The following is a 23,561-nucleotide window of genomic DNA, read 5'->3' as shown; positions in this document are numbered from 1 at the left end:
GAATCTTTTGATTAATTCGAGGTGATAATTATGGGTGAATGCTATTCATCGGTAATGGATTTTCTTTATCGGGTGTCAATGTGGATTGCCGGTATCGCATTATTGGTCATGGTCGCCATTATCCCCATTGGCATATTCGCGCGTTATGTTCTGAATAACGCCCTGTCATGGCCTGAACCCGTCGCTATTCTCTGTATGGTGACATTCACCTTTATTGGCGCGGCGGTGAGCTATCGTGCAGGCTCGCATATCGCGGTGAGCATGGTGACTGACCGTCTGGGGGATGCTTCCCGCCGTTATTGCTCGGTAATTGCAGACGTTATGTTGGTGGCGATAAGCCTGTTTATCCTTTGGTACGGAACCAATCTCTGTCTTGAACTGTGGGACCAGCCCGTGGCGGAATTCCCGCTTTTAAGCGCCGGGCAAAACTATCTTCCGTTGCCAATTGGCTCTGCCATAACGCTGCTGTTTATCGCAGAAAAGATTTTCCGTGGACCGCAGTACCAACGTCCCGTTGTTATGCTGGGATCGACCAGCTAGTTACCGCCCCCATTTCAGAAAGGAAAGCAGATGGATGCATTTATTCTCGTCTTTACGCTCGGCATTATGCTGGCGATTGGGGTACCGGTAGCGTACGCAGTTGGCATTAGCGCCATCATTGGGGCCTGGTACATAGATATTCCGCTGGAAGCGGTAATGATCCAACTGACCAGTGGGGTGAATAAGTTTTCGCTGCTGGCGATCCCATTCTTTATTCTGGCCGGGGCTATTATGGCCGAAGGGGGAATTGCGCGGCGACTGGTGAACTTTGCCTATATTTTTGTTGGTTTTATCCGCGGCGGACTGTCGCTGGTAAATATTGTGGCATCAACCTTTTTTGGCGCTATTTCCGGATCGTCCGTGGCGGATACCGCGTCCATCGGTTCGGTAATGATCCCGGAGATGGATAAAAAAGGTTATCCGCGTGACTTTGCCGCAGCGGTAACGGCCAGCGGTTCGGTGCAGGCGATTCTTACGCCGCCCAGCCATAACTCGGTTATCTACTCGCTGGCAACCGGTGGCACGGTGTCGATTGCCGCGCTGTTCATCGCCGGGATCCTGCCGGGGCTGCTGTTAAGCCTCAGCCTGATGGTGATGTGTGTGGCGTTCGCGCACAAGCGCGGTTATCCAAAAGGAGAACGTGTACCGTTTCGCCAGGCGCTGAAGATTTTCGTCGATACGCTGTGGGGCCTGATGACCGTTGTGATCATCATGGGCGGTATCCTGTCAGGTATCTTTACTGCAACGGAGTCTGCGGCAATTGCCTGCCTGTGGGCCTTCTTTGTCACCATGTTTATCTATCGTGACTATAAATGGTCTGAGCTGCCGAAGTTGATGTTCCGCACGGTGAAAACGGTCACTATCGTCATGATCCTGATAGGCTTTGCCGCTGCGTTCGGTGCCGTCATGACCTATATGCAGTTGCCGATGCGTATCACTGAAGCTTTCACCAGCATCTCGGACAACAAATACGTCATCCTGATGTGTATTAACATCATGCTGCTGCTGATCGGTACGCTGATGGATATGGCACCGCTGATCCTCATTCTGACGCCGGTTCTGCTGCCGGTGACCAACGCGCTCGGCATTGATCCGGTTCATTTTGGCATGATCATGCTGGTGAACTTAGGGATCGGCCTGATTACGCCGCCGGTAGGGTCGGTGCTGTTTGTGGCCAGTGCGGTGAGTAAACAGAAAATAGAGCAGGTGGTGAAAGCGATGCTGCCGTTCTACCTCGTGCTATTCCTGGTGCTGATGCTCGTGACGTACATTCCGGCGATTTCGCTGTTCCTGCCGAAACTATTTGGTGTGATGTGATAAATGCCCGGTGGCGCTCGCGCTTACCGGGCCTACCTAAATTCATTCCGGGCTTCCATGCCCGTTTTTTTGTGTTTCACCCAATACAGATAAATATTTTCTGAATTATGGCATTGCCAGTGTCTTCCAACAGAATACGCTAGATTATAAATGTTAAAATCTTGTCATGTTAATCATTCTCAGGAGGCATTATGAACGCTTATATATTGGGGAGAGAGGAACCTGAATATAGTATTGATGTTGGAAGTGGTGAATGGTGCAGCGCGGGGCATTTTTCAGATCAATTTTATTATTATAAATATTACCTGGAGCGGTTGATTGATGGGAGCTTATATTTAAAGTATCGATATCCTTTTGCACGAGAAAATTTACTGCACTATTTGCAAAATACGGGTGAAGACATACATATTAACTTAACTGATATGATGGGGAAATCAGCCCAGTTAAGGGATAATTATGTGCAATTATTGGATGCAGCAAAGAGTTTTTGTAAAACATTGCCGCCAGGTCAGCATGAGTTTACTTCTGCGCATGTTAATACTGATGATTTTATTTCTAGCGATCCAGACTTGTTTTATGCTATAGGAGGTTATCAATACTGGGGCAAAGGTCGAGTGCAAATTACCGAAGATAAGTATAAAAATACAATGAGCAATGGTAGTAGACTATGTAGTTATAATTTGACATTTCAGTTTAAGTTTTTTGACAGGTATAACTGGAATGTTAGTGTCGCAAATTCTGGAGTTCGTTTAGGTAGTATCGTTCCTGTGAATGATACTTTTATGGGGAGGTTTCATCAGGAGTATCTGGCCAGAGAGTACAATATTTTTGGTGCCATTGAGTCAGAGGTAAAATGGCATGACTGAGCATGGCACTTTATTTTACATGGAAAAAATACTTACTTTCGCTTTAGTTTGTGCCTTTTGTTATATGCTGTATATTATTTCGGTTTGCTGGTTACCCGTACATGAAAGTCATTATCTTCTGGTTGTACAATGGTGCCGTAACGATGATTCAAATACCCACTATGCAAAGAATTTATCCTGGCATGGTTTATATGTTTATTTGGAGAAATCGTCTGGGAATATTATTGTAAGGGAAATGAACACTCCTCTACACGATCCATTTCAGCCTTATCGGTACGTTTACCGTAAAATTGCACATGAAAATGATATATCCTTGGTCGCAGAGAAATGGGGGGTAATTAAGTGTCAGGAAAAAAATAAAGCGCTCATTGGTTCATCTGGTTATTCTTTTTTATGGAGACATGGCCAATGAACACTTTTATAAGACGAGCTACTATAAAAATATTTTTTTTACTAATTATAATGTTTATCTGTATTTTTTCTATTAACTCAGTTGAAAGATATAACAATATTGTTAGTTTTAAAATTCACAATAAGATAGTTTATACATTGGAAAAGATGAAGAATGATAGTGATGATGATCTTAAAATTAATATTTATAGTTCAAGGTTGAACTGGGTTTTAGGACAAACCTGTTTCTCAGAGAATATAGAATCACAGCAAAAAGGGGAAATGGAATTATATAATTGGGGTGTGGGGATAATCGAAAATGAAACCATCACCTTAAAGAATAATGGAAGAGAATTGATTTTTTCAGTTATAGGCTGCAATACTTAAGGAACCCTGCCAGAGCAGGGCTCTCTAATAAGACTTAGCGACGAACGGCGATCGCTTCAATCTCGATTTTCACGTCTTTCGGCAGACGGGCAACTTCTACGCAAGAACGCGCAGGGAAGGTCGCGTTGTGTTCGGTGAAGAATGCTTCGTAGGTCGCGTTTACAGTTGCGAAATCGTTCAGGTCTTTAACGAAAACGGTCGTTTTTACGATGTCGCCCACTTTCAGGCCTGCTGCTTCAACGATAGCTTTTACGTTTTCCAGCGACTGACGTGCCTGAGCGGACACGTCTTCCGCTACGGCACCGGTTTTCGGATCGACCGGGATCTGACCGGAAGTGATTACCATGCTACCCAGGTCAACGCCCTGAACGTATGGGCCGATTGCTGCTGGTGCATTTTCCGTCGCGATAGTCTTGCTCATGATTTCTCCTGAATTACAGCGGTAGTAGAATGTTCCCGCTCATTATAGGGAGCCGGGATCTCATAACCAACCCCAATTAGTTGGCCAGCACCACATAATGCGAAAACTCTTTTTCACAGTATTTGCATTTGAGTGCGATGTCATCAGCGCGCTTTTTCACTGCAAAACTGGAAGATACTGGTTCAGCATGGCTGATACAGTTGCTGTTCGGGCAAACCAGTACGTTGTCGATACGCTCAGGCAGGCTCGGACGTGATTTACCCACCACGTCGTAATCGTCAATGCGGTTTACCGTTGCCTGCGGGGCGTACAGGGAGAGCTGGTTTACCTGCTCATCGGTCAGGAACGTGTTTTCAATTTTAATCAGGTCCTTACGGCCCATCTCGCCTGACGGCAGGTTCAGACCGATGGTGATACGTTGGTCGGTTTCCGTCAGTTTGAACAGCGTCAGCAGCTTAAAACCAACCTGTGCGGGAATATGGTCAATCACGGTGCCACGTTTGATGGCTTCAACCTGCAGTTTGTTATCGTGTGTCATCTCTTTTTCTCCCTTACAGTGCCAGTTCGCTATTCAGTACCAGTGCCAGTAACGCCTGGCGGGCGAAGATGCCGTTGCCAGCCTGCTGGAAATACCAGGCGTGTGGCGTCTTGTCGACGTCGGTGGTGATCTCATCGATACGCGGCAGCGGATGCAGTACCTTCATGTTTGCTCTGGCGCCGTTCAGATCGCTGGCGCGCAGAACAAACTGCGCTTTCACGTTGGCGTATTCGGACGGGTCCAGACGCTCTTTTTGTACGCGGGTCATGTAGAGGATATCGACCTCCGCCATCACCTCTTCAATAGTGCCGTGCAGGCTCCAGGCGATACCTTTTTCATTCAACATATCCAGAATATATTGCGGCATGGCCAACGCGTCCGGGGCGATGAAGTAGAAACGGTTACCTTCAAACTTCGCCAGCGCCTGGGTCAGGGAATGGACGGTGCGGCCATATTTCAGGTCACCCACCATGGCGATGTGAAGATTGTCCAGGCGACCCTGAGTTTCCTGAATGGTGAACAGATCCAGCAGCGTTTGGGTGGGATGTTGGTTGGAGCCGTCGCCTGCGTTCAGTACCGGAACGTTACCGGAGAACTCCGTAGCCAGACGCGCGGCGCCTTCCTGCGGATGGCGCATTACGATGGCGTCGACATAGGTGCTGATGACGGAAATGGTATCGGCCAGTGTTTCACCTTTTTTGCCCAGAGAGGTGTTGCTGCTGTCAGAGAAACCCACCACGCTGGCGCCCAGGCGGTGCATGGAGGTTTCAAAGGATAAACGGGTGCGGGTTGAGGCTTCAAAGAAGCAGCTGGCGATAACCTTATGCTTTAACAGCTCCGGCTGTGGGTTAGCTTTTAATTTCGCCGCCGTTGCGAGGACCAGATTGAGGTCATCGCGGCTGAGGTCGTTTATGGAAATGATGTGTTTTTGATAGAGCGGATTAGCCATGTTTATCTCCTGACGCCTGGGCAAAAAAAAAGCCCCTCAATTGAGGGGCTCGGAATGGGTGATCAACGGAAAGAAAAACGGCAGGCCAGCGTCCTTTTTCAGACGCGGTAAGACAAAATGTCGTACACACTGAACCATACATCCTCCCGGCAAATTGTCCGCGATTATACTCAGCTCCGTTATGGGATCAAGCGAAAAATGCACAAATTATTCATCGCAAACGATTCTCATGAATATTCATTCACCCTGAATGCCAAACAGTAACAATGAGATAAACATGCGTTGACGCAAAATATCGGCAAATAGCAGTAGTATGGCAGACCATTTTTTCGTATAACAACTAAAATGAAACGATGTTTTAATTAAGGGGTTTGAGATGATTGTCGGCAATATTCACAACCTGGATGCCTGGCTGCCGGAAGAGCTGCGTCAGGCGATTGAACACATTAAAGCGCATGTGACGGATGAGACGGAAAAAGGTAAGCACGACATCGACGGCGATCGTCTGTTTTATCTGATTGCTGAAGATATGACGGAGCCGTTTGCACAGCGCCGCGCCGAGTATCACGCGCGCTATCTGGATATTCAGATCCTGCTCAAAGGTCAGGAAGGCATGACCTTCAGCACGCAGCCTGCGGGCGCGCCGGAAACTGACTGGCTGGCGGATAAAGATATCGCCTTCCTGCCGGAAGGGGTACAGGAGAAAACGGTGGTGCTGAACGAAGGTGATTTCGTGGTGTTTTATCCGGGCGAAGTGCATAAACCGCTGTGCGCGGTCGGTGCTCCAGCGCTGGTACGCAAAGCCGTGGTGAAAATGCGGGTGGCATAAGCGTATTTGCCGGGGGCGGCTTCGCCTTACCCGGCCTACGGGAGCGCGGTTGTAGGCCGGATAAGATGCTTAGCATCGCCATCCGGCATTCTTTTATTCCATGCCCTTACTTCGCTAATGTCGCCACCATCACCGCTTTGATGGTGTGCATCCGGTTTTCCGCCTGATCAAATACGATACTGGCGGGGGATTCAAAGACCTCATCGGTCACTTCCATTCCGCCGTGCAGACCATATTCCTGTGCCATTTGTTTGCCAAGCGTGGTTTGATCGTCATGAAACGCGGGCAGGCAGTGCAGGAATTTCACCTGCGGATTGCCGGTCAACGCCATCATCGCGCTATTAACCTGGTACTTACGCAGCAGCGCAATACGTTCGGCCCACTTCTCTTTTGCTTCGCCCATTGATACCCAGACGTCGGTATAGATGAAGTCCGCGTCTTTCACGCCAGTGGCGACATCTTCAGTCAGCGTAATATTGCCGCCGTTTTTCTGCGCCAGCGCTTTGCACTCCGCAACCAGACTTTCTTCCGGCCAGCAGGCCTGCGGAGCGACCAGGCGCAGATCCAGCCCGGTTAACGCGGCGGCTTCCAGCATGGAATTGCCCATATTGTTGCGGGCATCACCGGTGTAGACCAGCGTCATCTCATTAAACGCTTTACCCGGCAGGTGTTCCTGCATAGTTAACAGATCCGCCAGCAGTTGAGTGGGGTGAAACTCGTTGGTTAATCCGTTCCACACCGGAACTCCGGCATATTCCGCCAGCGTCTCGACAATCTCCTGACCGTGACCCCGATACTGAATACCGTCGTACATGCGGCCGAGCACGCGGGCAGTATCTTTGATCGACTCTTTATGACCAATCTGGCTGCCGCTCGGTCCGAGATACGTCACGCGCGCGCCCTGATCGTATGCGGCAACTTCGAAAGAGCAACGGGTACGGGTTGAGTCTTTTTCGAAGATGAGCGCGATATTTTTACCGGTGAGCTTAGCGACTTCAGTGCCGTTTTTCTTATCTGCCTTCAGCTGTGCGGCGAGCTGGAGCAGTGACGTGAGTTCAGCAGAGGTGAAATCAAGCAGTTTCAAAAAATGTTTCTGATAAAACGCAGACATGGTTCCCTCACATGGCTTAGGCCATTTATTGAATTAAAATTCAATTTATATGGATGTTTATTCATTTGCAACCTTGTTTAACAAATCTTTCCTGGAAAGGTGGAGGCAATGACAGCGGTATGTGACAATAAGAGTATCGGCAGGACATTATGAGGAACGAGCCATGGCAAACCCGGAACTACTGGAAGAACAGCGTGAAGAAACGCGCTTGATTATTGAAGAGCTACTCGAAGATGGCAGCGATCCAGACGCGCTGTACACCATCGAGCATCACCTTTCCGCGGATGACTTCGAAACCCTGGAAAAAGCGGCAGTAGAAGCCTTCAAGCTGGGTTATGAAGTGACCGAGCCGGAAGAGCTGGAAGTGGAAGAAGGCGACACGGTTATTTGCTGTGACATTCTGAGCGAATGTGCACTGAATGCGGAGTTGATTGATGCTCAGGTTGAGCAACTGATGAACCTGGCTGAAAAATATGATGTGGAATACGACGGTTGGGGTACCTATTTTGAAGACCCGAACGGCGAAGAAGGTGAAGACGGCGACGATGAAGACCTCGTCGACGAAGATGATGACGGCGTGCGTCACTAAGTCATCTACTGACCTGCGGTAGCCCAGGCTGCCGCAGGCCAAGGACAACGTATGGATTACCTGCAAATACTTTCCCCGATCTACAACTTCCTGCACTGTAAAACGCCCCAGGCCTGGCTTGATAAAGCGCGAGACCCAGCGAATCTGCCTCTGTTATTGACCGATCACCTCGTCTGTGAGCTGAAAGCGGCGCAAACGGCGATGCTGCTGGTGCGTAAGTATGTCGCGGATAAACAGGGATCGCAGGCGCTGCTGGACTGGCTGAAGCCCTATGAAGCGTTTGCTTTCAGAGAAGGGGATGAGCCGGATTTTATCGCGCTGAATAAACAGATAAGCAAAAGCGTGATGCCGCAAACCGACGACCCGTGGGGACGCAAGCTTATCGACAGCATGGTTTTGCTGATCAAAGAAGAGCTGCATCATTTCTGGCAGGTGCGTGAGGCGATGATGAGCCGCAACATTCCCTATATCAAGATTACCGCCAGCCGTTACGCCAAAGGCATGCTCAAAGAGGTACGCACCCATGAGCCTTTAACGCTAATCGATAAACTGATTTGCGGGGCTTACATTGAGGCGCGTTCCTGCGAACGGTTCGCCGCGCTGGCGCCGTATCTGGATGATGATCTGCAGGCGTTTTATCTGTCGCTATTGCGATCCGAGGCCCGACACTATCAGGATTACCTGGCGCTGGCGCAGCAGGTTTCAGCCGATGATATCAGTAGCCGGGTGCGGTTTTTTGGCGAAGTAGAAGCCGCGTTGATTACCTCTCCCGACGATGAATTCCGCTTCCACAGCGGTGTGCCAGCTTAATTCCTTTCTTTGACGCGCGGTGCTCATCGCCGCGCGGTTTAATCCTTCCTGTTTCTGTTAGCAAAATCTGGTGGCTGGAAATCGCTCGCTGCTGCCGTAATAATCAAAACACACGAAGGGGAAATATATCCCCGTAACAGAGATGATTTGGCATAAGGATGGTTAATGAACTGGGCACACGTTTTGTTGGCAGGTTATATCGGGGCGGTGATTGCTATCGTCGTCGGCATGTTTCGCAAAAAAGGCTGGCTGGGCAAGATCTCCGGCGCGGTGGTTTTTGTGGTGGCGATTATCGCGTGGAATCTGTTTGATGTGCACTACCTGATCCCACGCGAAAGCCCGGATTATGGTCTGACCGAAGAGCAGCAGTTTGAAAAGGCGATGCTCTCCAATCCGGCGTTTCAGGTGATTAAGGAGCAGGAACCTGAGCTGACACAAAAAATTATCAGCCAGGCAGCGCAGATGAAGAAAGCAGGGAGTAGCGAACAGCAGGTTATCGACGCGATACAGCCGCAAATTCTTCAGTTGCAAATGGCAAGATTGCAGCAGGCGCCAGATGCCAATGTCATTGAATATATGAAAATTAACCTTGAGCAGATCGCTGCTGTGGCCAAAATCGGTGATGACGAATGCTTCCGCTTTCTGTTTCCGGCAGTGAAAGGGGGGATTAACCCGGCACGTCTGGTTCCGCATGAGATCATGAACCGTCGTATGGCGAGTGATATGAGTATGATGCGTGCTGCCTATGGTCCGAACAAACATACGGTCACGGCAGAAGAGAAACAGCTGGCGTTGCAGGATCTGCAAGCAATAAGCCCTGGGTTAGTACAGCGCTATGGGCCGGATATTCAGATCATGGCCGATCCGACTAAAGCGATCGGCAAAGAGAAGATTGCCTGTGAGATAGTGCAGGATCTCTGGTCTCAGGTGCTGAAGCTGCCAACCGCCCGCGCGGCTGGCGTTATTCGACTGATGCTCTCAGCCGAGATGCAGTAACGCGGCTAAAGCCTCTCGGCGTAAGGTCAGAGGGGCTTTAACATCCGCACTTCACAATCTACGTGCCCGGTACAGCCCAGCGCTTCGCTGATATGCTCAAAGCCTAAATGCTCATACAGGCGGATTGCCTCAGTCAGAAACGCTGTAGTCTCCAGATAGCACTGCTTAAAACCCTGCTCGCGGGCATGTTCGAGCGCCATCAGCGCCAGTTTTTTCGCCAGCCCCTGACCGCGCGCGCTCGACAGGAAGTACATCTTTTGCAGCTCGCAAATGTCTGGTTCACTACATCCTAACGGTGCAACACCGCCGCCGCCCACGACTTCACCGTTTTGCTCAACCACCCAGTAGGCTGCGCCAGGCTGGCTGTAAACCTGGAACAGTTCGTCCAGATTAGGGTCGGCAACGGTATAGCCCTTATCGGCGGTAAGCCCGTATTCAGCGGAAACTTTGCGGATAACGCGGGCAATGGCGGCATTATCATCGGCAGAAATTCGGCGCAGCGTTGCCGCGACGGAGGTAATGGCACTCATAGCGAACTCATGACATAAAAGTGAGACATATGCAGTTAATACCACTGCGGCGAGGGGAAGCGCAAGCGAGGATAATTCAATAAAAAGCCTCTGAGCCTATGCGTCAGAGGCTTTATCGTCTGTGGTGTCGGATGCGCTACGCTTATCCGACCTACGATGACGCTGCCCGTTTGCCGGATAAGCGCAGCGCTATCCGGCATAGGCAATTACAGCGCAGCGATGACCGCCTGCTGTTCAATCAGCTTCGCTTTGGCTTCTGCGTAACCATCCAGCTTCTCACGCTCTTTGGCGATAACTGCTTCCGGTGCGCGGGCAACGAAACCTTCGTTGGAAAGTTTGCCTTCGATACGGGCAATCTCGCCTTCGATTTTCGCCACTTCTTTCGCCAGACGTGCCAGCTCATCTTCTTTGTTGATGAGACCAGCCATCGGGATCAGCAGTTCGGCACCGTCGATGATTTTGGTCACGGAGACCGGGCCTTTGTCATCGGCTGGTAGCACGGTAATGCTTTCCAGACGTGCCAGGTTCAGCAGGAAGCTACGGTTGTCGTTCACACGACGCATTGCGTCAGCGCTGCAACCACGCAGCAGCAGCTCCAGCGGTTTGCCCGGGGCGATGTTCATTTCCGCACGGATGTTACGTACGGCAACGATCGCCTGCTTCAGCCATTCGGTATCGGCCAGCGCGGCTTCATCAACCTGTGCGGCGTTATATTCCGGGAACGGCTGCAGCATGATGGTATCTGCAGTGTTGCCACAAATCACTTTCACGCGCTGCCAGATGGTCTCGGTGATGAACGGAATGATTGGGTGCGCCAGGCGCAGCAGACCTTCCAGCACGGTAACCAGCGTATTGCGGGTGCCGCGCAGTTCAGACTCGGAACCGCCGTTCATGACCGGCTTGGTCAGCTCCAGATACCAGTCGCAGAACTGGTTCCAGGTGAACTCGTACAGAATGCCCGCGGCGATATCGAAGCGGAAGTTATCCAGCGCTTCGCGGTACGCTTTGATGGTCTGGTTGAATTCAGCGAGGATCCAGCGATCCGCCAGAGACAGGGTCATTTCGCCGCCGTTGAAGCCGCAATCCTGATCTTCGGTGTTCATCAGCACGAAGCGGCTGGCGTTCCACAGCTTGTTACAGAAGTTACGGTAACCTTCCAGACGCTTCATGTCCCAGTTGATATCGCGACCGGTAGAGGCCAGCGCTGCCAGGGTGAAACGCAGGGCGTCGGTGCCGTGCGGCTCGATGCCATCCGGGAACTGCTTCTCGGTACGCTTGGCAATTTTCTCAGCCAGCTGCGGCTGCATCATGTTGCCGGTACGTTTCTCCAGCAGTTCTGCCAGAGAGATACCGTCGACCATATCCAGCGGGTCAATCACGTTACCCTTGGATTTGGACATCTTCTGGCCTTCGTCGTCACGGATAAGACCGGTCATGTAGACGGTCTTGAACGGAACCTGCGGCTTGCCGTTTTCATCTTTGATGAAGTGCATGGTCATCATGATCATGCGGGCAATCCAGAAGAAGATGATGTCGAAGCCGGAAACCATCACGCTGGTTGGGTGGAACTGACGCAGCGCGTCGGTGTTTTCCGGCCAGCCCAGCGTAGAGAAGGTCCACAGTGCAGAAGAGAACCAGGTATCGAGAACGTCTTCGTCCTGACGCAGCGCAACGTCGGCGCCGAGGTTGTTTTCCTGACGCACTTCGTCTTCGGTACGGCCAACGTAGACGTTGCCGTCGTTGTCATACCATGCCGGGATACGGTGACCCCACCACAGCTGACGGGAAATACACCAGTCCTGAATATCACGCATCCAGGAGAAGTACATGTTTTCGTACTGCTTCGGTACAAACTGGATGTCGCCGTTTTCAACCGCTTCAACCGCCGGTTTCGCCAGCACGTCGGCACGGACGTACCACTGGTCGGTCAGCATCGGTTCGATAACCACGCCGCCACGGTCGCCGTAAGGTACGGTCAGGTCGTGCGGTTTAATTTCTTCCAGCAGGCCCAGGGCATCAACGGCGGCAACCACCGCTTTACGCGCAGCAAAACGTTCCAGCTTCTGGAACTCAGCCGGGATTTCATTGGAGTAAACGTCGGACTCTTCGCCTTTGGTGTCGTACACTTCCGCAGTTTCGCGGATGTCGCCGTCAAAGGTCAGAATGTTGATCATCGGCAGGCCGTGACGTTTCCCGACTTCGTAGTCGTTAAAGTCGTGCGCCGGGGTGATCTTCACGCAGCCGGTGCCTTTTTCCATGTCGGCGTGTTCATCACCGACGATCGGAATGCGGCGGTTAACCAGCGGCAGAACAACGAATTTGCCAATCAGATCTTTATAGCGCGGATCTTCCGGGTTCACAGCCACGCCGGTATCACCCAGTACGGTTTCCGGACGGGTGGTGGCGACGACCAGGTAATCTTTACCGTCTGCGGTTTTCGCGCCGTCAGCCAGCGGATAGCGGATGTGCCACATGGAGCCTTTAGACTCGCGGTTTTCCACTTCCAGATCAGAAATAGCGGTGCGCAGTTTCGGGTCCCAGTTGACCAGACGCTTGCCACGGTAGATCAGATCTTCTTTGTACAGGCGAACAAAGACTTCTTTCACGGCATTGGAAAGACCTTCGTCCATAGTGAAGCGCTCGCGCTCCCAGTCAACGGAGTTGCCGAGACGGCGCATCTGACGGGTAATGGTGCCGCCGGATTCCGCTTTCCACTGCCAGATTTTGTCGATAAACGCTTCGCGACCGTAGTCGTGACGGGTTTTACCTTCTTCAGCGGCAATCTTACGCTCAACCACCATCTGGGTAGCGATACCCGCGTGGTCGGTACCGGCCTGCCACAGGGTGTTTTTACCCTGCATGCGCTGGTAGCGAATCATGGTATCCATGATGGTTTGCTGGAAAGCATGACCCATATGCAAACTGCCGGTGACGTTCGGCGGCGGGATCATGATGCAGAAGGACTCTTTGCTTTCATCGCCGTTAGGTTTGAAATAGCCCTGCTTTTCCCAGTGCTCGTAAAGCGGCTGTTCGATATCTTGTGGGTTGTATGTCTTTTCCATTATTTCCAGGTTGCCGTATTCAGGTTAAAACCAGCCACGCGGTAAGCTTTGTAGCGATCGCGTGCCGATTGTTTCAAAGAATCTTCGTAAGGAACGAAGTCTATCACTTCTGTGAAAGCGGTGGCAAAATCTGCAAAGCCAACGCGCAAACTGATGAGCAGGTCGCGCGGGCTGCTATTGCGTTTCTCCGGCCAGGCAATCTCTACCGGCGCGCCGCCTCTGGGGCCTTCTCCCGCCAGATTATGCGGAACAAAACTTTCTGCCGGTCTCGCCCACAGAGCTTCATCCAGTCGAAGAGCCTGCTTTTCGTTTTCACAGGCGATCAGCACGCGCTTGCCAGCACGCCAACGTTCTGCGGCAATTTCACACACCAGTTGTTCAACGGCGCTTAAGCCATCGACGGTGTTGTCATTGTCCAGAATATAGAACGTTGCGTTTCTCATGATATGGGGCTTCTTGTTGTGGATTTAAATGCAAAGCCGGGTGGCGCTATGCTTACCCGGCCTACGGTTGAGTGATGTAGTCGGCCGGGTAAGGCGAAGCCGCCACCCGGCGTTTTACATCACTCTTCGCCGTTAAAACCGGCACGATTGAGCAAGAACTGCGACAGCAACGCGACCGGACGACCGGTTGCGCCTTTGGCTTTCCCTGAACGCCATGCGGTACCGGCGATATCCAGGTGCGCCCAGTTGTACTTACGGGTAAAGCGTGACAGGAAGCAGCCCGCGGTAATGGCACCGCCAGGACGTCCGCCGATGTTCGCCATATCCGCAAAGTTGGACTCTAACTGCTCCTGGTATTCATCACCCAACGGCAAACGCCATGCGCGGTCACCAGCCTGCTCGGACGCACCGATCAGCTCATGCGCCAGCGGGTTGTGGTTCGACATCAGGCCGGTGATGTGATGGCCCAGCGCAATCACGCACGCGCCGGTCAGGGTCGCGACGTCAATCACTGCTTCTGGCTCAAAACGCTCGACGTAGGTTAACACGTCGCACAGCACCAGACGGCCTTCGGCATCCGTATTGAGCACTTCAACGGTCTGTCCAGACATGGTGGTCAGCACGTCGCCTGGGCGATACGCGCGGCCACCCGGCATGTTTTCACAGCCCGCCAGCACGCCGACGACGTTGATAGGCAACTGAAGCTCGGCCACCATGCGCATCACGCCGTATACCGCTGCCGCGCCGCACATGTCGTATTTCATCTCATCCATGCCTTCGGCAGGTTTGATGGAGATACCGCCGGAGTCAAAGGTTAACCCTTTACCGACCAGCACAATCGGACGCGCGTCTTCGGACGGATTACCTTTGTACTCGATGACCGACATCAGCGACTCGTTCTGCGAGCCGTGACCGACGGCCAGATAAGAGTGCATGCCCAGTTCTTTCATTTGCTGCTCGCCGATCACGCGGGTCACAACATTTTTGCTGTAGCTGTCTGCCAGCTGGCGCGCCTGAGAGGCCAGGTAGGCGGCGTTACAGATGTTCGGCGGCATGTTGCCAAGATCTTTTGCCGCTTTAATGCCGGCGGCGATCGCCAGACCGTGCTGGATAGCACGCTCACCGCTGGTCAGCTCGCGGCGGGTCGGCACGTTGAAGACCATTTTACGCAGCGGGCGACGTGGCTCGCTTTTGTTAGTCTTCAGTTGGTCAAAGCTGTACAGCGTTTCCTGTGCCGTCTCAACGGCCTGGCGCACTTTCCAGTAATTATTGCGCCCTTTGACGTGCAGCTCAGTCAGAAAGCAGACGGCCTCCATTGAGCCTGTATCATTCAGCGTATTGATAGTTTTCTGAATGACCTGCTTGTACTGGCGCTCATCAAGTTCGCGCTCTTTGCCACACCCAATGAGGAGAATTCGCTCAGACAGAACGTTAGGAACATGGTGCAGCAACAGGGTTTGACCCGGTTTGCCTTCCAGTTCGCCGCGACGCAGCAGTGCGCTGATGTACCCGTCGCTGATCTTGTCGAGCTGCTCTGCAATCGGAGAGAGGCGGCGTGGTTCAAAGACACCCACGACGATGCACGCACTCCGCTGTTTCTCCGGGCTACCGCTTTTTACACTGAACTCCATGCACTACGCTCCTGAATCTTAAAGACAACGGCGGTGGCTACGGATAGAATTGCAAGCTTTCGTAACTCATACCCGCTGTTGCGGTGACTTCGTGTTAATCTTAACGTTATTACGGCATTGGCACGTCAGAACAATTTCTGAGAGGTGGATCCGTTGAGTATAATGATCTTAGCGACGATTTCGACGACTCAAGAGAATAAATGACGTTTAAGCCATGAAACAAGCTAAATTCCGGCAAAAGACGGGTTTTTACGGGCGTATTTAAAGTGATAATCATAAGATATCTGGTTCGGGAAACGCTCAAAAGCCAACTTGCGATCCTATTCATCCTGCTTTTGATCTTCTTTTGTCAAAAGTTGGTCAGGATCCTTGGTGCGGCGGTTGACGGTGATATCCCGGCAAATCTGGTGCTCTCGCTGCTGGGGCTGGGCGTGCCAGAAATGGCGCAACTTATCTTGCCCTTAAGCCTGTTCCTCGGGCTGTTGATGACGCTGGGCAAACTGTATACCGAAAGTGAAATTACGGTCATGCACGCCTGCGGGCTGAGCAAGGCAGTGCTCGTGAAAGCGGCGATGGTGCTGGCGCTGTTTACCAGTATTATTGCGGCGATCAACGTGATGTGGGCTGGACCGTGGTCCTCCAGACATCAGGACGAAGTCCTGGCGGAGGCGAAAGCGAACCCCGGTATGGCGGCGCTTGCTCAGGGGCAATTCCAGCAGGCGACCAACGGCAGTTCGGTGCTGTTTATTGAAAGCGTTGACGGCAGCAACTTCAAAGACGTGTTCCTCGCGCAAATCCGCCCGAAAGGCAACGCTCGTCCTTCGGTGGTGGTAGCGGATTCCGGACATCTTACCCAATTACGCGATGGCTCTCAGGTTGTGACGCTGAACCAGGGCACGCGCTTTGAAGGTACCGCGCTGCTGCGCGATTTCCGCATTACCGACTTCCAGGATTATCAGGCGATTATCGGTCATCAGGCCGTGGCGCTGGATCCAAACGATACCGACCAGATGAACATGCGTACGCTGTGGACGACCGACACCGATCGTGCCCGCGCGGAGCTGACCTGGCGTATCACGTTAGTTTTCACCGTATTTATGATGGCGCTGATGGTCGTACCGCTGAGCGTGGTGAACCCGCGTCAGGGTCGCGTGCTGTCGATGCTGCCAGCAATGCTGCTCTATTTGCTGTTCTTCCTGGTTCAAACGTCGCTGAAGTCGAACGGTGGTAAAGGTAAGCTGGATCCAGTGTTCTGGATGTGGACGGTTAACCTGGCGTATCTGGCGCTGGCGATTGTGCTTAACCTCTGGGATACGGTGCCGATGCGCCGCTTGCGTGCCCGTTTTATGCGTAAAGGAGCGGTATAATGCAGCCTTTTGGTGTACTTGACCGCTATATCGGTAAAACCATTTTCACCACCATCATGATGACGTTGTTCATGCTGGTGTCGCTCTCCGGGATCATCAAGTTTGTCGACCAGCTGAAAAAAGCCGGGCAGGGGAGCTACGATGCGATGGGCGCCGGGCTGTATACCCTGCTCAGTGCGCCGAAAGATATCCAGATCTTCTTCCCGATGGCGGCGCTGCTGGGGGCATTGCTGGGGTTGGGCATGCTGGCCCAGCGTAGTGAACTGGTGGTGATGCAGGCTTCTGGCTTTACCCGTATGCAGGTGGCGTTGTCGGTGATGAAAACCGCGATTCCGCTGGTGCTGCTGACGATGGCTATCGGCGAATGGGTCGCGCCACAAGGCGAACAGATGGCGCGTAACTACCGTGCGCAGCAGATGTACGGCGGCTCGCTGCTCTCTACTCAGCAGGGTTTGTGGGCGAAAGACGGTGACAGTTTTGTCTACATCGAGCGAGTGAAAGGCGAGGCCGAGCTGGGCGGGATTAGCATCTACTCGTTTAACGACAAGCGCCGTCTGCAGTCCGTTCGCTATGCCGCAAGCGCGACATTTGACCCGGAGCAGAAGGTCTGGCGTTTGTCGCAGGTGGATGAATCCAACCTGACCGATCCGAAGCAAATCACCGGCTCGCAAACGGTGAGCGGCACCTGGAAAACCAACCTGACGCCCGACAAGCTCGGCGTCGTGGCGTTGGATCCTGACGCGCTGTCGATTAGCGGTCTGCACAACTACGTGAAGTACCTGAAGTCGAGCGGCCAGGATGCCGGACGCTACCAGCTCAATATGTGGAGCAAAGTCTTCCAGCCGCTGTCCGTAGCGGTCATGATGCTGATGGCGTTGTCGTTTATCTTTGGTCCGCTGCGTAGCGTCCCGATGGGCGTACGCGTGGTGACAGGGATTAGCTTTGGCTTTGTGTTCTATGTGCTGGACCAAATCTTTGGCCCGCTGACGCTGGTGTACGGCATTCCGCCGATTATCGGCGCACTGCTGCCAAGCGCCAGCTTCTTCCTGATTAGCCTGTGGCTGATGCTGCGTAAGTCGTAATCACAGTAATCGTAGGCCTGATGGCGTTGCGCTTTTCAGGCCTACTCCGGACCCGTAGGCCGGATAAGGCGTTTACGCCGCCATCCGGCAACGTAACACGGGCTAGCGTTTTCTCCCGCCTATCAAGCTCCCCAGCATACCGCGGATTATCTGATTGGTAACCTGTCGCGCCGCGCTTTTCGCCACGCTCTGCACCACGCCATCGCGCTTACCGCCACGCGGTCCGGTGCTGCCAAACAGAATATCCTTCAACCCACCGAGAATACCGCCATCCACATCGACAGCTTTACCGTTGGCGGGAGGCGTATTTTGCTGCTCGGTACTGGCCTGCACGCCTTGCTGCAAACGTTCATAGGCGGACTCGCGGTCGATATCTTCTTCATATTTGCCGTACAGCGAAGAGTGATTAATCAGCCCGTTGCGCTCGTCGTCCGTCACCGGTCCCATCCGTGAGCATGGCGCAATCACCATCGCCCGTTCAACCACAGAAGGGCTGCCTTTGGCGTCCAGAAACGACACCAGCGCCTCACCAGTTCCCAGCTCCTGAATGGCTTTTTCGGTATCAAATGCCGGGTTGGCGCGCATGGTTTGCGCCGCGCTTTTCACCGCTTTCTGGTCTTTCGGGGTGAACGCGCGCAGGGCGTGCTGCACGCGGTTCCCCAACTGGCCAAGCACGTTGTCCGGAATATCCGACGGGTTTTGCGAGACGAACCACACGCCGACCCCTTTCGAGCGGATCAGGCGGATCACCTGCTCGATTTTATCCAGCAGCACCTGCGGGGCATCGTTGAACAGCAGGTGCGCTTCATCGAAGAAGAACACCAGTTTTGGTTTCTCCAGATCGCCCGCTTCCGGCAATTGTTCGTACAGTTCGGAGAGCATCCACAGCAGGCTGGCAGCGTACAGCTTGGGCATCTGGTAGAGCTTCTCGGCGCTGAGGATATTAATCATCCCTTTGCCGCTGGCGTCGGTACGCATCCAGTCTTTGATGTCCAGCATCGGTTCGCCAAAGAAGTGTGCCGCGCCCTGTTGCTCCAGCGACAGCAGCCCGCGCTGGATAGCCCCGACCGAGGCGCTACTGATATTGCCGTACTGATTCTGGAAGGATTTAGCGTTATCGCCAATGTATTGGGTGATAGCCCGCAGGTCTTTGAAATCGAGCAGCAACAGACCCTGGTCATCGGCAATACGGAAGATAATATCCAGCACGCCGGACTGCACGTCGTTGAGGTTCAGCAGACGGGCCAGCAGCAGCGGTCCGAGGTCAGATACAGTAGCTCGCACGGGATGACCTTTTTCGCCGAAGATATCCCACACCGTGACCGGGTTAGCATGCGGTTGCCAGTCGGTAATGCCGATGTTTTTCAGGCGGGTGAGCAGCTTTTCAGAGGCTTGTCCTTCCTCGGCTACACCGGTTAAGTCACCTTTCACATCGGCCATAAATACCGGCACGCCAATCTCGGACAACGATTCGGCCAGCTTCTGTAGCGTGACGGTTTTACCGGTCCCGGTCGCGCCGGTAATCAGCCCGTGACGGTTGGCCATGCCTGGCAGTAAAAACAGTTCGGTGTCCGGCGTGCGGGCAATTAGCAGGGGTGCGCTCATTGAGATTTCCTCCATTTATCCTGCCTGGAGTATAGGCAACCGTGACGCACTCTTCACCGCTAAATTGCGGAGATTGTGAGGAGAATTTAACCTGTCTGGAATAGCGGGGAGAATAACCGGGAAGCTTACGCTACCCGGCAAAGACGATCAGAAGTCGGCTTTAAGCACCACGCGGTAGCGGGCTTTGCCATCACGCACGTGCTGGATTGCTTCGTTAATTTGCGACATCGGGTACAGTTCGGTGGTGGGCGACACCTTGCTGCGCCCGGCAAACTTCATCAGTTTGCGCAGTTCGAACGGCGTACCGGTTGCCGAACCGGAGATGCTGCGATCGCCGGCTATTAAGGTGAACGCCGGAACCGGCAGCGGCTTCAGCACCGCACCGACGGTATGGAAGTTACCGCCGTAGGCCAGCGCTTCAAAATAGGGCTGCCAGTCGAGATCGACGTTAACCGTGTTAATAATGAGATCGAACTGGCCCGCCAGCGCTTTTAGCGCATCCGGATCGCGGCTGTTGACCACTTTATCCGCCCCCATTGCCAGCACTTCCTGCTCTTTCGCCGGATTGGAGCTGAACGCGGTCACTTCGCAACCCATCGCATGTAACAGCTTAATGGCGATATGCCCCAGGCCGCCGATGCCGATCACCCCGACGCGGCTGGTGGCGGTGATATGGTGCATCAGCAGTGGTTTGAACACCGTGATGCCGCCGCACAGTAATGGGCCAGCGGCCGCAAGATCGATACTCTCCGGCAACGGGATCACCCACTGCCAGTCGGCCCGCAGCTTCTCGGCAAAGCCACCGCGATTAAGAATCGTGGGCACGGAACCTTCCAGGCAGTTAATCTGATTACCGCTGATACAGGCATCGCAGTGCCCGCAGCTGCGTGCCGTCCAGCCAACGCCGACGCGCTGACCAACTTTCAGCCCCTTATCCTGCGCCGCGCTGCCGAGCGCCGCCACGCGACCAATCACCTCATGCCCGGCAACCAGCGGATACTGAGAGAATCCCCATTCGTTGTCGATCATCGACAAATCAGAATGGCAGATACCGCAGTAATCGACCTGGACTTCGACATCTTCCGGCTTAAGCTCGCCCGCATCATATTCATAGAGTTCGAGTTCGCTGCCCGCCGCTTTTGCAGCGTAGCTTTTTATCATCGACATCGTGTTTCCCTCAGTGTGGTGTTGAACTGGAAGTGTAGAGCATGGGGAAACGGGACGCTTCGCAGAAGGGGGGATTAAGGCGGGGGCAAACTGTGATGATGGTTACAGCTAAGAAAGGTAATGCTGAAATTTTCAACACTTAGCGAGCCAGACACACGCTGGCGCTTGCATGGTGGCGCATGACAGGTATAATCCACAACGTTTTCCGCATCCCTTCCGTGCCGGAGTGGCGAAATCGGTAGACGCAGTTGATTCAAAATCAACCGTAGAAATACGTGCCGGTTCGAGTCCGGCCTTCGGCACCATAAGTATGTAAATGGACCTCAACTGAGGTCTTTTTTTATGCCTAAAATCCAGTATTTATCTACCTTTCCCGCTATATTAACTCTCTCAAGGTCAACCGACATCAACGTACATCTACCAACAGATGTTGGTACAGATGATGGTATTTCCGGTTCGATAATGCTTGTACCAACAGGGAGGGGATAAAGCATGGCTCTAACAGATATCAAAGTCAGAACAGCCAAGCCAACGGATAAGCAATACAAGCTGACTGATGGCAGTGGTATGCATCTTCTTGTCCACCCTAATGGTTCTAAGTACTGGCGTTTGCAGTACCGTTTTGACGGCAAGCAAAAGATGCTGGCACTTGGGGTTTACCCTGAAATCACACTGGCGGATGCCAGAGCACGTCGTGACGAAGCGCGTAAGCTGCTAGCGAATGGCGTCGATCCGGGAGACAAAAAGAAAAATGATAAGGTTGAGCAGAAAGAAGCACGTACTTTCGAACAGCTAGCTGTTGAATGGCATGCCACAAATAAAAAATGGTCGGAAGAACATAGCCGACGAGTATTAAAAAGCCTGGAGGACAACCTCTTTCCAGCCATAGGTAAGCGTAATATTGCCGAACTAAAAACGCGCGACCTTTTAGCGCCTATCAAAGCTGTTGAGTTGTCTGGGCGTCTTGAAGTGGCTTCCCGTCTACAGCAGCGCACCACCGCAATTATGCGCTATGCGGTACAAAGTGGTTTGCTTGATTATAACCCAGCACAGGAGATGGCCGGTGCCGTTGCTTCAAGTAACCGGCAACATAGGCCTGCATTAGAGTTGAGACGTATTCCCGAACTGCTTCAGCGCATTGATAACTATACCGGTAGGCCTTTGACTCGCCTTGCCGTTGAGCTAACACTTCTTGTCTTCATTCGTTCTAGTGAACTGCGTTTTGCTCGTTGGTCTGAAATCGATTTTGAAACATCTATGTGGACGATTCCAGCCGAGCGAGAAGCTATTGATGGGGTTAAGCACTCACAGCGTGGTTCAAAAATGCGGACACCACATCTGGTTCCACTTTCCCAACAGGCGTTGAATATTCTGGAGAAGATAAGGACGTTCAGTGGTGAGCATGAACTGGTCTTTATTGGCGATCATAATCCTCGCAAACCGATGAGTGAAAATACGGTTAACAAATCTTTACGGGTGATGGGGTATGAAACACAGGTTGAAGTCTGCGGCCATGGTTTCAGGACAATGGCGTGTAGTTCATTGATTGAGTCAGGTCTGTGGTCTAGGGATGCAGTCGAGCGGCAGATGAGCCACATGGAGCGAAATTCTGTGCGTGCAGCGTATATTCACAAAGCTGAACATCTTGATGAACGCAGGCTGATGCTGCAGTGGTGGGCTGATTTTCTTGATGTAAATCGAGGGGGATTTATTTCTCCTTTTGAATATGCAAAATTTACTAATTTATAGAATTAGATAGCAGTTCAAAGTATGAGAACAAGTATTAATGGTTATAAGCACAGTAAAGTATTGAATGTTGATATGAAGTCATTTTTGATAATGGAAATTTGTAACTAATATTGCTTGTGTTTCCATAAAACATGTGTGATTTTTTGGATGGAATTTCTGTTAAATTGTATTAACTGATGCGATAATAATTATTATGCTAGAATGTCAGCTGTCTCTATATAAAAATAAATTATTGCCTATACTGAATGGATATAATAATTGGAAAAGTTATCTAATGTGTTTTAAATATAAGCTATAGCACCAGTATTAAATGTGAATTTGATATGTTGATTTCATGTTAAAATAACATGGTGTAGGTTTTAATATGATAAAGCCGTATTTATTATTTTTGAATACGGCTATTATCACAAGAAGCGCTGCTCATATTTTTACATCGTTAATCCTTTTTTGGAAACTATCCATGAATATTTTTTCACCAAACCCCATTACCAGCCCAGCAGAGAAAGCTAATATTGGGTCGCTTTCAATGTTATTAGAGTTGAAGTTACCAAGTTGAATCATAATTACCCCTGCCTTCATCAATAAGGCCAAGGATATTGAAAATATAACTATGAAAATAATGCGGGAATATATACTAATACTATCACTTAAAATTGGTATTATTTCATTAAACTCAAAACTGCGTGTTCTGAAAGCAAGTGAGAGCCAGCAACCAGTACAGGCACCCATACCAACTAAAATTAATTTCGAAATATAAATGGCATAAATATTCGTCTGAGTAGTAGCAATGCCTAAGTATATTAGGAAGCATAAAATAAGCGGGATGCAAGTGATTTTTAAATATTTGATTAGAATGTTACTTCTCAAATAAGGGGCTTTTTCATACAAAAGTTCTTGCTTTATTTTATCAATCCCATTCTGAGCAAGGATGCATTGTGTAATATTTCCATTAAAAGCGAGGTCTGCAAGAATAAAAATTCTCTCATAATAGAAATTATACATATGTAAGTCATCAGCACAAAGTCTCTGTAATACACGCATGAACAACTCAATGTCATCTTTTAATTTGACGATGGTGTCAGGAAATTCATTTACACCATCTTCAACGGTGAAGAAGATATCTTTTGGTTCATTGTCAACTTCATATCTTGATACTGTAAAATATTTATCATTTCCCATGAA

25 protein-coding genes and 1 tRNA gene are annotated in these 23,561 nt (G+C 51.5%); 14 read left to right on the top strand and 12 right to left on the bottom strand.

From position 1 onward, the window contains the following. Window positions 1-30 precede the first annotated feature (30 nt). The 5 genes from IB222_RS20135 (at window position 31) to IB222_RS20115 (ending at window position 3,500) form a co-directional block, all read left to right on the top strand. Complete coding sequence (locus IB222_RS20135; RefSeq protein WP_043018240.1) at window positions 31-540, top strand: TRAP transporter small permease; 510 nt, start codon at window positions 31-33, stop codon at window positions 538-540. A gap of 30 nt (window positions 541-570) precedes the next feature. Beyond that, window positions 571-1,857: a TRAP transporter large permease gene (locus tag IB222_RS20130; RefSeq protein ID WP_003830349.1), complete on the top strand. Its 1,287-nt coding sequence runs from the start codon at window positions 571-573 to the stop codon at window positions 1,855-1,857. 191 nt (window positions 1,858-2,048) lie between these two features. Then, window positions 2,049-2,723, top strand: a complete 675-nt coding sequence (locus IB222_RS20125) for a hypothetical protein (protein ID WP_223240843.1) — start codon at window positions 2,049-2,051, stop codon at window positions 2,721-2,723. After that, window positions 2,716-3,135, top strand: a complete 420-nt coding sequence (locus tag IB222_RS20120; protein ID WP_149384865.1) for a hypothetical protein — start codon at window positions 2,716-2,718, stop codon at window positions 3,133-3,135. The genes IB222_RS20125 and IB222_RS20120 overlap by 8 nt, the downstream gene beginning before the upstream one ends. After that, window positions 3,132-3,500 carry a hypothetical protein gene (locus tag IB222_RS20115; protein ID WP_149281805.1) on the top strand — a complete coding sequence of 123 codons (369 nt, stop codon included), beginning with the start codon at window positions 3,132-3,134 and terminating at the stop codon, window positions 3,498-3,500. Before IB222_RS20120 ends, IB222_RS20115 begins: the two co-directional genes overlap by 4 nt. A gap of 34 nt (window positions 3,501-3,534) precedes the next feature. Here IB222_RS20115 and ridA read toward each other — a convergent pair whose 3' ends face one another. The 4 genes from ridA to pyrL all read right to left on the bottom strand — a co-directional run bounded on the left by ridA (window position 3,535) and on the right by pyrL (window position 5,546). Continuing rightward, a complete protein-coding gene (gene ridA / locus IB222_RS20110; RefSeq protein WP_000047544.1) occupies window positions 3,535-3,921 on the bottom strand; it encodes a 2-iminobutanoate/2-iminopropanoate deaminase in 387 nt (128 codons plus the stop codon). A 76-nt stretch (window positions 3,922-3,997) separates the two neighbouring features. Beyond that, the gene (gene pyrI, locus IB222_RS20105; RefSeq protein WP_003025816.1) at window positions 3,998-4,459 is read right to left on the bottom strand and encodes an aspartate carbamoyltransferase regulatory subunit; all 462 of its coding nucleotides are present in this window, start codon (window positions 4,457-4,459) and stop codon (window positions 3,998-4,000) included. Window positions 4,460-4,472: 13 nt separating this feature from the next. Continuing rightward, on the bottom strand, window positions 4,473-5,408 hold the full coding sequence (pyrB, locus tag IB222_RS20100) for an aspartate carbamoyltransferase (protein ID WP_003025818.1): 936 nt from the start codon (window positions 5,406-5,408) through the stop codon (window positions 4,473-4,475). A gap of 36 nt (window positions 5,409-5,444) precedes the next feature. Next, window positions 5,445-5,546 (bottom strand): pyr operon leader peptide, encoded by a 102-nt coding sequence (pyrL, locus tag IB222_RS20095; RefSeq protein ID WP_003025819.1) that lies wholly within the window; start codon window positions 5,544-5,546, stop codon window positions 5,445-5,447. 238 nt (window positions 5,547-5,784) lie between these two features. Here pyrL and IB222_RS20090 point away from each other — a divergent pair, with 238 nt between their 5' ends. Continuing rightward, complete coding sequence (locus tag IB222_RS20090) at window positions 5,785-6,237, top strand: YhcH/YjgK/YiaL family protein (RefSeq protein ID WP_048215052.1); 453 nt, start codon at window positions 5,785-5,787, stop codon at window positions 6,235-6,237. Window positions 6,238-6,343: 106 nt separating this feature from the next. Here IB222_RS20090 and argF read toward each other — a convergent pair whose 3' ends face one another. After that, window positions 6,344-7,348 (bottom strand): ornithine carbamoyltransferase, encoded by a 1,005-nt coding sequence (gene argF / locus IB222_RS20085; RefSeq protein ID WP_003830265.1) that lies wholly within the window; start codon window positions 7,346-7,348, stop codon window positions 6,344-6,346. A 163-nt stretch (window positions 7,349-7,511) separates the two neighbouring features. Here argF and rraB point away from each other — a divergent pair, with 163 nt between their 5' ends. From rraB to IB222_RS20070, 3 genes are all read left to right on the top strand, one after another. Continuing rightward, on the top strand, window positions 7,512-7,937 hold the full coding sequence (gene rraB / locus IB222_RS20080) for a ribonuclease E inhibitor RraB (RefSeq protein ID WP_003025845.1): 426 nt from the start codon (window positions 7,512-7,514) through the stop codon (window positions 7,935-7,937). A 51-nt stretch (window positions 7,938-7,988) separates the two neighbouring features. Further along, on the top strand, window positions 7,989-8,747 hold the full coding sequence (gene miaE, locus IB222_RS20075; protein WP_148362521.1) for a tRNA isopentenyl-2-thiomethyl-A-37 hydroxylase MiaE: 759 nt from the start codon (window positions 7,989-7,991) through the stop codon (window positions 8,745-8,747). 165 nt (window positions 8,748-8,912) lie between these two features. Next, window positions 8,913-9,743, top strand: a complete 831-nt coding sequence (locus IB222_RS20070) for a hypothetical protein (RefSeq protein ID WP_032942198.1) — start codon at window positions 8,913-8,915, stop codon at window positions 9,741-9,743. A 26-nt stretch (window positions 9,744-9,769) separates the two neighbouring features. Here IB222_RS20070 and IB222_RS20065 read toward each other — a convergent pair whose 3' ends face one another. From IB222_RS20065 to pepA, 4 genes are all read right to left on the bottom strand, one after another. Next, a complete protein-coding gene (locus tag IB222_RS20065) occupies window positions 9,770-10,273 on the bottom strand; it encodes a GNAT family N-acetyltransferase (protein ID WP_003025856.1) in 504 nt (167 codons plus the stop codon). A gap of 206 nt (window positions 10,274-10,479) precedes the next feature. Then, window positions 10,480-13,335, bottom strand: a complete 2,856-nt coding sequence (locus tag IB222_RS20060) for a valine--tRNA ligase (RefSeq protein WP_008786064.1) — start codon at window positions 13,333-13,335, stop codon at window positions 10,480-10,482. Beyond that, a complete protein-coding gene (gene holC / locus IB222_RS20055; RefSeq protein WP_003830256.1) occupies window positions 13,335-13,778 on the bottom strand; it encodes a DNA polymerase III subunit chi in 444 nt (147 codons plus the stop codon). The genes IB222_RS20060 and holC overlap by 1 nt, the downstream gene beginning before the upstream one ends. Before the next feature lie 119 nt (window positions 13,779-13,897). After that, entirely contained in the window at window positions 13,898-15,409 is a 1,512-nt protein-coding gene (gene pepA, locus IB222_RS20050) for a leucyl aminopeptidase (RefSeq protein WP_003025870.1), read from the bottom strand. A 153-nt stretch (window positions 15,410-15,562) separates the two neighbouring features. Here pepA and IB222_RS20045 point away from each other — a divergent pair, with 153 nt between their 5' ends. The 3 genes from IB222_RS20045 to lptG all read left to right on the top strand — a co-directional run bounded on the left by IB222_RS20045 (window position 15,563) and on the right by lptG (window position 17,858). Then, window positions 15,563-15,613: a hypothetical protein gene (locus tag IB222_RS20045; protein WP_212723231.1), complete on the top strand. Its 51-nt coding sequence runs from the start codon at window positions 15,563-15,565 to the stop codon at window positions 15,611-15,613. Window positions 15,614-15,675: 62 nt separating this feature from the next. Then, window positions 15,676-16,776 (top strand): LPS export ABC transporter permease LptF, encoded by a 1,101-nt coding sequence (gene lptF, locus IB222_RS20040; protein ID WP_149384866.1) that lies wholly within the window; start codon window positions 15,676-15,678, stop codon window positions 16,774-16,776. Beyond that, on the top strand, window positions 16,776-17,858 hold the full coding sequence (gene lptG, locus IB222_RS20035) for an LPS export ABC transporter permease LptG (RefSeq protein WP_003025875.1): 1,083 nt from the start codon (window positions 16,776-16,778) through the stop codon (window positions 17,856-17,858). Before lptF ends, lptG begins: the two co-directional genes overlap by 1 nt. Window positions 17,859-17,960: 102 nt before the next feature. On the opposite strand, the gene IB222_RS20030 is transcribed toward lptG, so the two are convergent. Together IB222_RS20030 and IB222_RS20025 are read right to left on the bottom strand one after the other, a co-directional pair. After that, entirely contained in the window at window positions 17,961-19,463 is a 1,503-nt protein-coding gene (locus tag IB222_RS20030) for a helicase HerA-like C-terminal domain-containing protein (RefSeq protein WP_149384867.1), read from the bottom strand. A 147-nt stretch (window positions 19,464-19,610) separates the two neighbouring features. Then, window positions 19,611-20,630: an NAD(P)-dependent alcohol dehydrogenase gene (locus IB222_RS20025; RefSeq protein ID WP_048236253.1), complete on the bottom strand. Its 1,020-nt coding sequence runs from the start codon at window positions 20,628-20,630 to the stop codon at window positions 19,611-19,613. 220 nt (window positions 20,631-20,850) lie between these two features. On the opposite strand from IB222_RS20025, the gene IB222_RS20020 reads away from it, so the two are divergent. Continuing rightward, window positions 20,851-20,935 (top strand) — tRNA-Leu (locus tag IB222_RS20020). A 187-nt stretch (window positions 20,936-21,122) separates the two neighbouring features. Further along, window positions 21,123-22,379 carry an integrase arm-type DNA-binding domain-containing protein gene (locus IB222_RS20015; RefSeq protein WP_149384868.1) on the top strand — a complete coding sequence of 419 codons (1,257 nt, stop codon included), beginning with the start codon at window positions 21,123-21,125 and terminating at the stop codon, window positions 22,377-22,379. A gap of 420 nt (window positions 22,380-22,799) precedes the next feature. Here IB222_RS20015 and IB222_RS20010 read toward each other — a convergent pair whose 3' ends face one another. Beyond that, window positions 22,800-23,558 (bottom strand): hypothetical protein, encoded by a 759-nt coding sequence (locus IB222_RS20010; protein WP_149384869.1) that lies wholly within the window; start codon window positions 23,556-23,558, stop codon window positions 22,800-22,802. Window positions 23,559-23,561: the final 3 nt, after the last annotated feature.

The sequence above is a fragment of the Citrobacter sp. C13 genome, assembly GCF_014596815.2.
Lineage (GTDB): Bacteria > Pseudomonadota > Gammaproteobacteria > Enterobacterales > Enterobacteriaceae > Citrobacter > Citrobacter portucalensis.
The sequence above is the reverse complement of the archived record's forward strand: the minus strand, read 5'-3'. Positions and strand labels throughout refer to the sequence as shown.

Coding starts and splice junctions, on each gene's coding strand:
- IB222_RS20135 (WP_043018240.1), top strand. CDS start 31: ATGGGTGAATGCTATTCATCGGTAATGGATTTTCTTTATCGGGTGTCA.
- IB222_RS20130 (WP_003830349.1), top strand. CDS start 571: ATGGATGCATTTATTCTCGTCTTTACGCTCGGCATTATGCTGGCGATT.
- IB222_RS20125 (WP_223240843.1), top strand. CDS start 2,049: ATGAACGCTTATATATTGGGGAGAGAGGAACCTGAATATAGTATTGAT.
- IB222_RS20120 (WP_149384865.1), top strand. CDS start 2,716: ATGACTGAGCATGGCACTTTATTTTACATGGAAAAAATACTTACTTTC.
- IB222_RS20115 (WP_149281805.1), top strand. CDS start 3,132: ATGAACACTTTTATAAGACGAGCTACTATAAAAATATTTTTTTTACTA.
- ridA (WP_000047544.1), bottom strand. CDS start 3,921: ATGAGCAAGACTATCGCGACGGAAAATGCACCAGCAGCAATCGGCCCA.
- pyrI (WP_003025816.1), bottom strand. CDS start 4,459: ATGACACACGATAACAAACTGCAGGTTGAAGCCATCAAACGTGGCACC.
- pyrB (WP_003025818.1), bottom strand. CDS start 5,408: ATGGCTAATCCGCTCTATCAAAAACACATCATTTCCATAAACGACCTC.
- pyrL (WP_003025819.1), bottom strand. CDS start 5,546: ATGGTTCAGTGTGTACGACATTTTGTCTTACCGCGTCTGAAAAAGGAC.
- IB222_RS20090 (WP_048215052.1), top strand. CDS start 5,785: ATGATTGTCGGCAATATTCACAACCTGGATGCCTGGCTGCCGGAAGAG.
- argF (WP_003830265.1), bottom strand. CDS start 7,348: ATGTCTGCGTTTTATCAGAAACATTTTTTGAAACTGCTTGATTTCACC.
- rraB (WP_003025845.1), top strand. CDS start 7,512: ATGGCAAACCCGGAACTACTGGAAGAACAGCGTGAAGAAACGCGCTTG.
- miaE (WP_148362521.1), top strand. CDS start 7,989: ATGGATTACCTGCAAATACTTTCCCCGATCTACAACTTCCTGCACTGT.
- IB222_RS20070 (WP_032942198.1), top strand. CDS start 8,913: ATGAACTGGGCACACGTTTTGTTGGCAGGTTATATCGGGGCGGTGATT.
- IB222_RS20065 (WP_003025856.1), bottom strand. CDS start 10,273: ATGAGTGCCATTACCTCCGTCGCGGCAACGCTGCGCCGAATTTCTGCC.
- IB222_RS20060 (WP_008786064.1), bottom strand. CDS start 13,335: ATGGAAAAGACATACAACCCACAAGATATCGAACAGCCGCTTTACGAG.
- holC (WP_003830256.1), bottom strand. CDS start 13,778: ATGAGAAACGCAACGTTCTATATTCTGGACAATGACAACACCGTCGAT.
- pepA (WP_003025870.1), bottom strand. CDS start 15,409: ATGGAGTTCAGTGTAAAAAGCGGTAGCCCGGAGAAACAGCGGAGTGCG.
- lptG (WP_003025875.1), top strand. CDS start 16,776: ATGCAGCCTTTTGGTGTACTTGACCGCTATATCGGTAAAACCATTTTC.
- IB222_RS20030 (WP_149384867.1), bottom strand. CDS start 19,463: ATGAGCGCACCCCTGCTAATTGCCCGCACGCCGGACACCGAACTGTTT.
- IB222_RS20025 (WP_048236253.1), bottom strand. CDS start 20,630: ATGTCGATGATAAAAAGCTACGCTGCAAAAGCGGCGGGCAGCGAACTC.
- IB222_RS20015 (WP_149384868.1), top strand. CDS start 21,123: ATGGCTCTAACAGATATCAAAGTCAGAACAGCCAAGCCAACGGATAAG.
- IB222_RS20010 (WP_149384869.1), bottom strand. CDS start 23,558: ATGGGAAATGATAAATATTTTACAGTATCAAGATATGAAGTTGACAAT.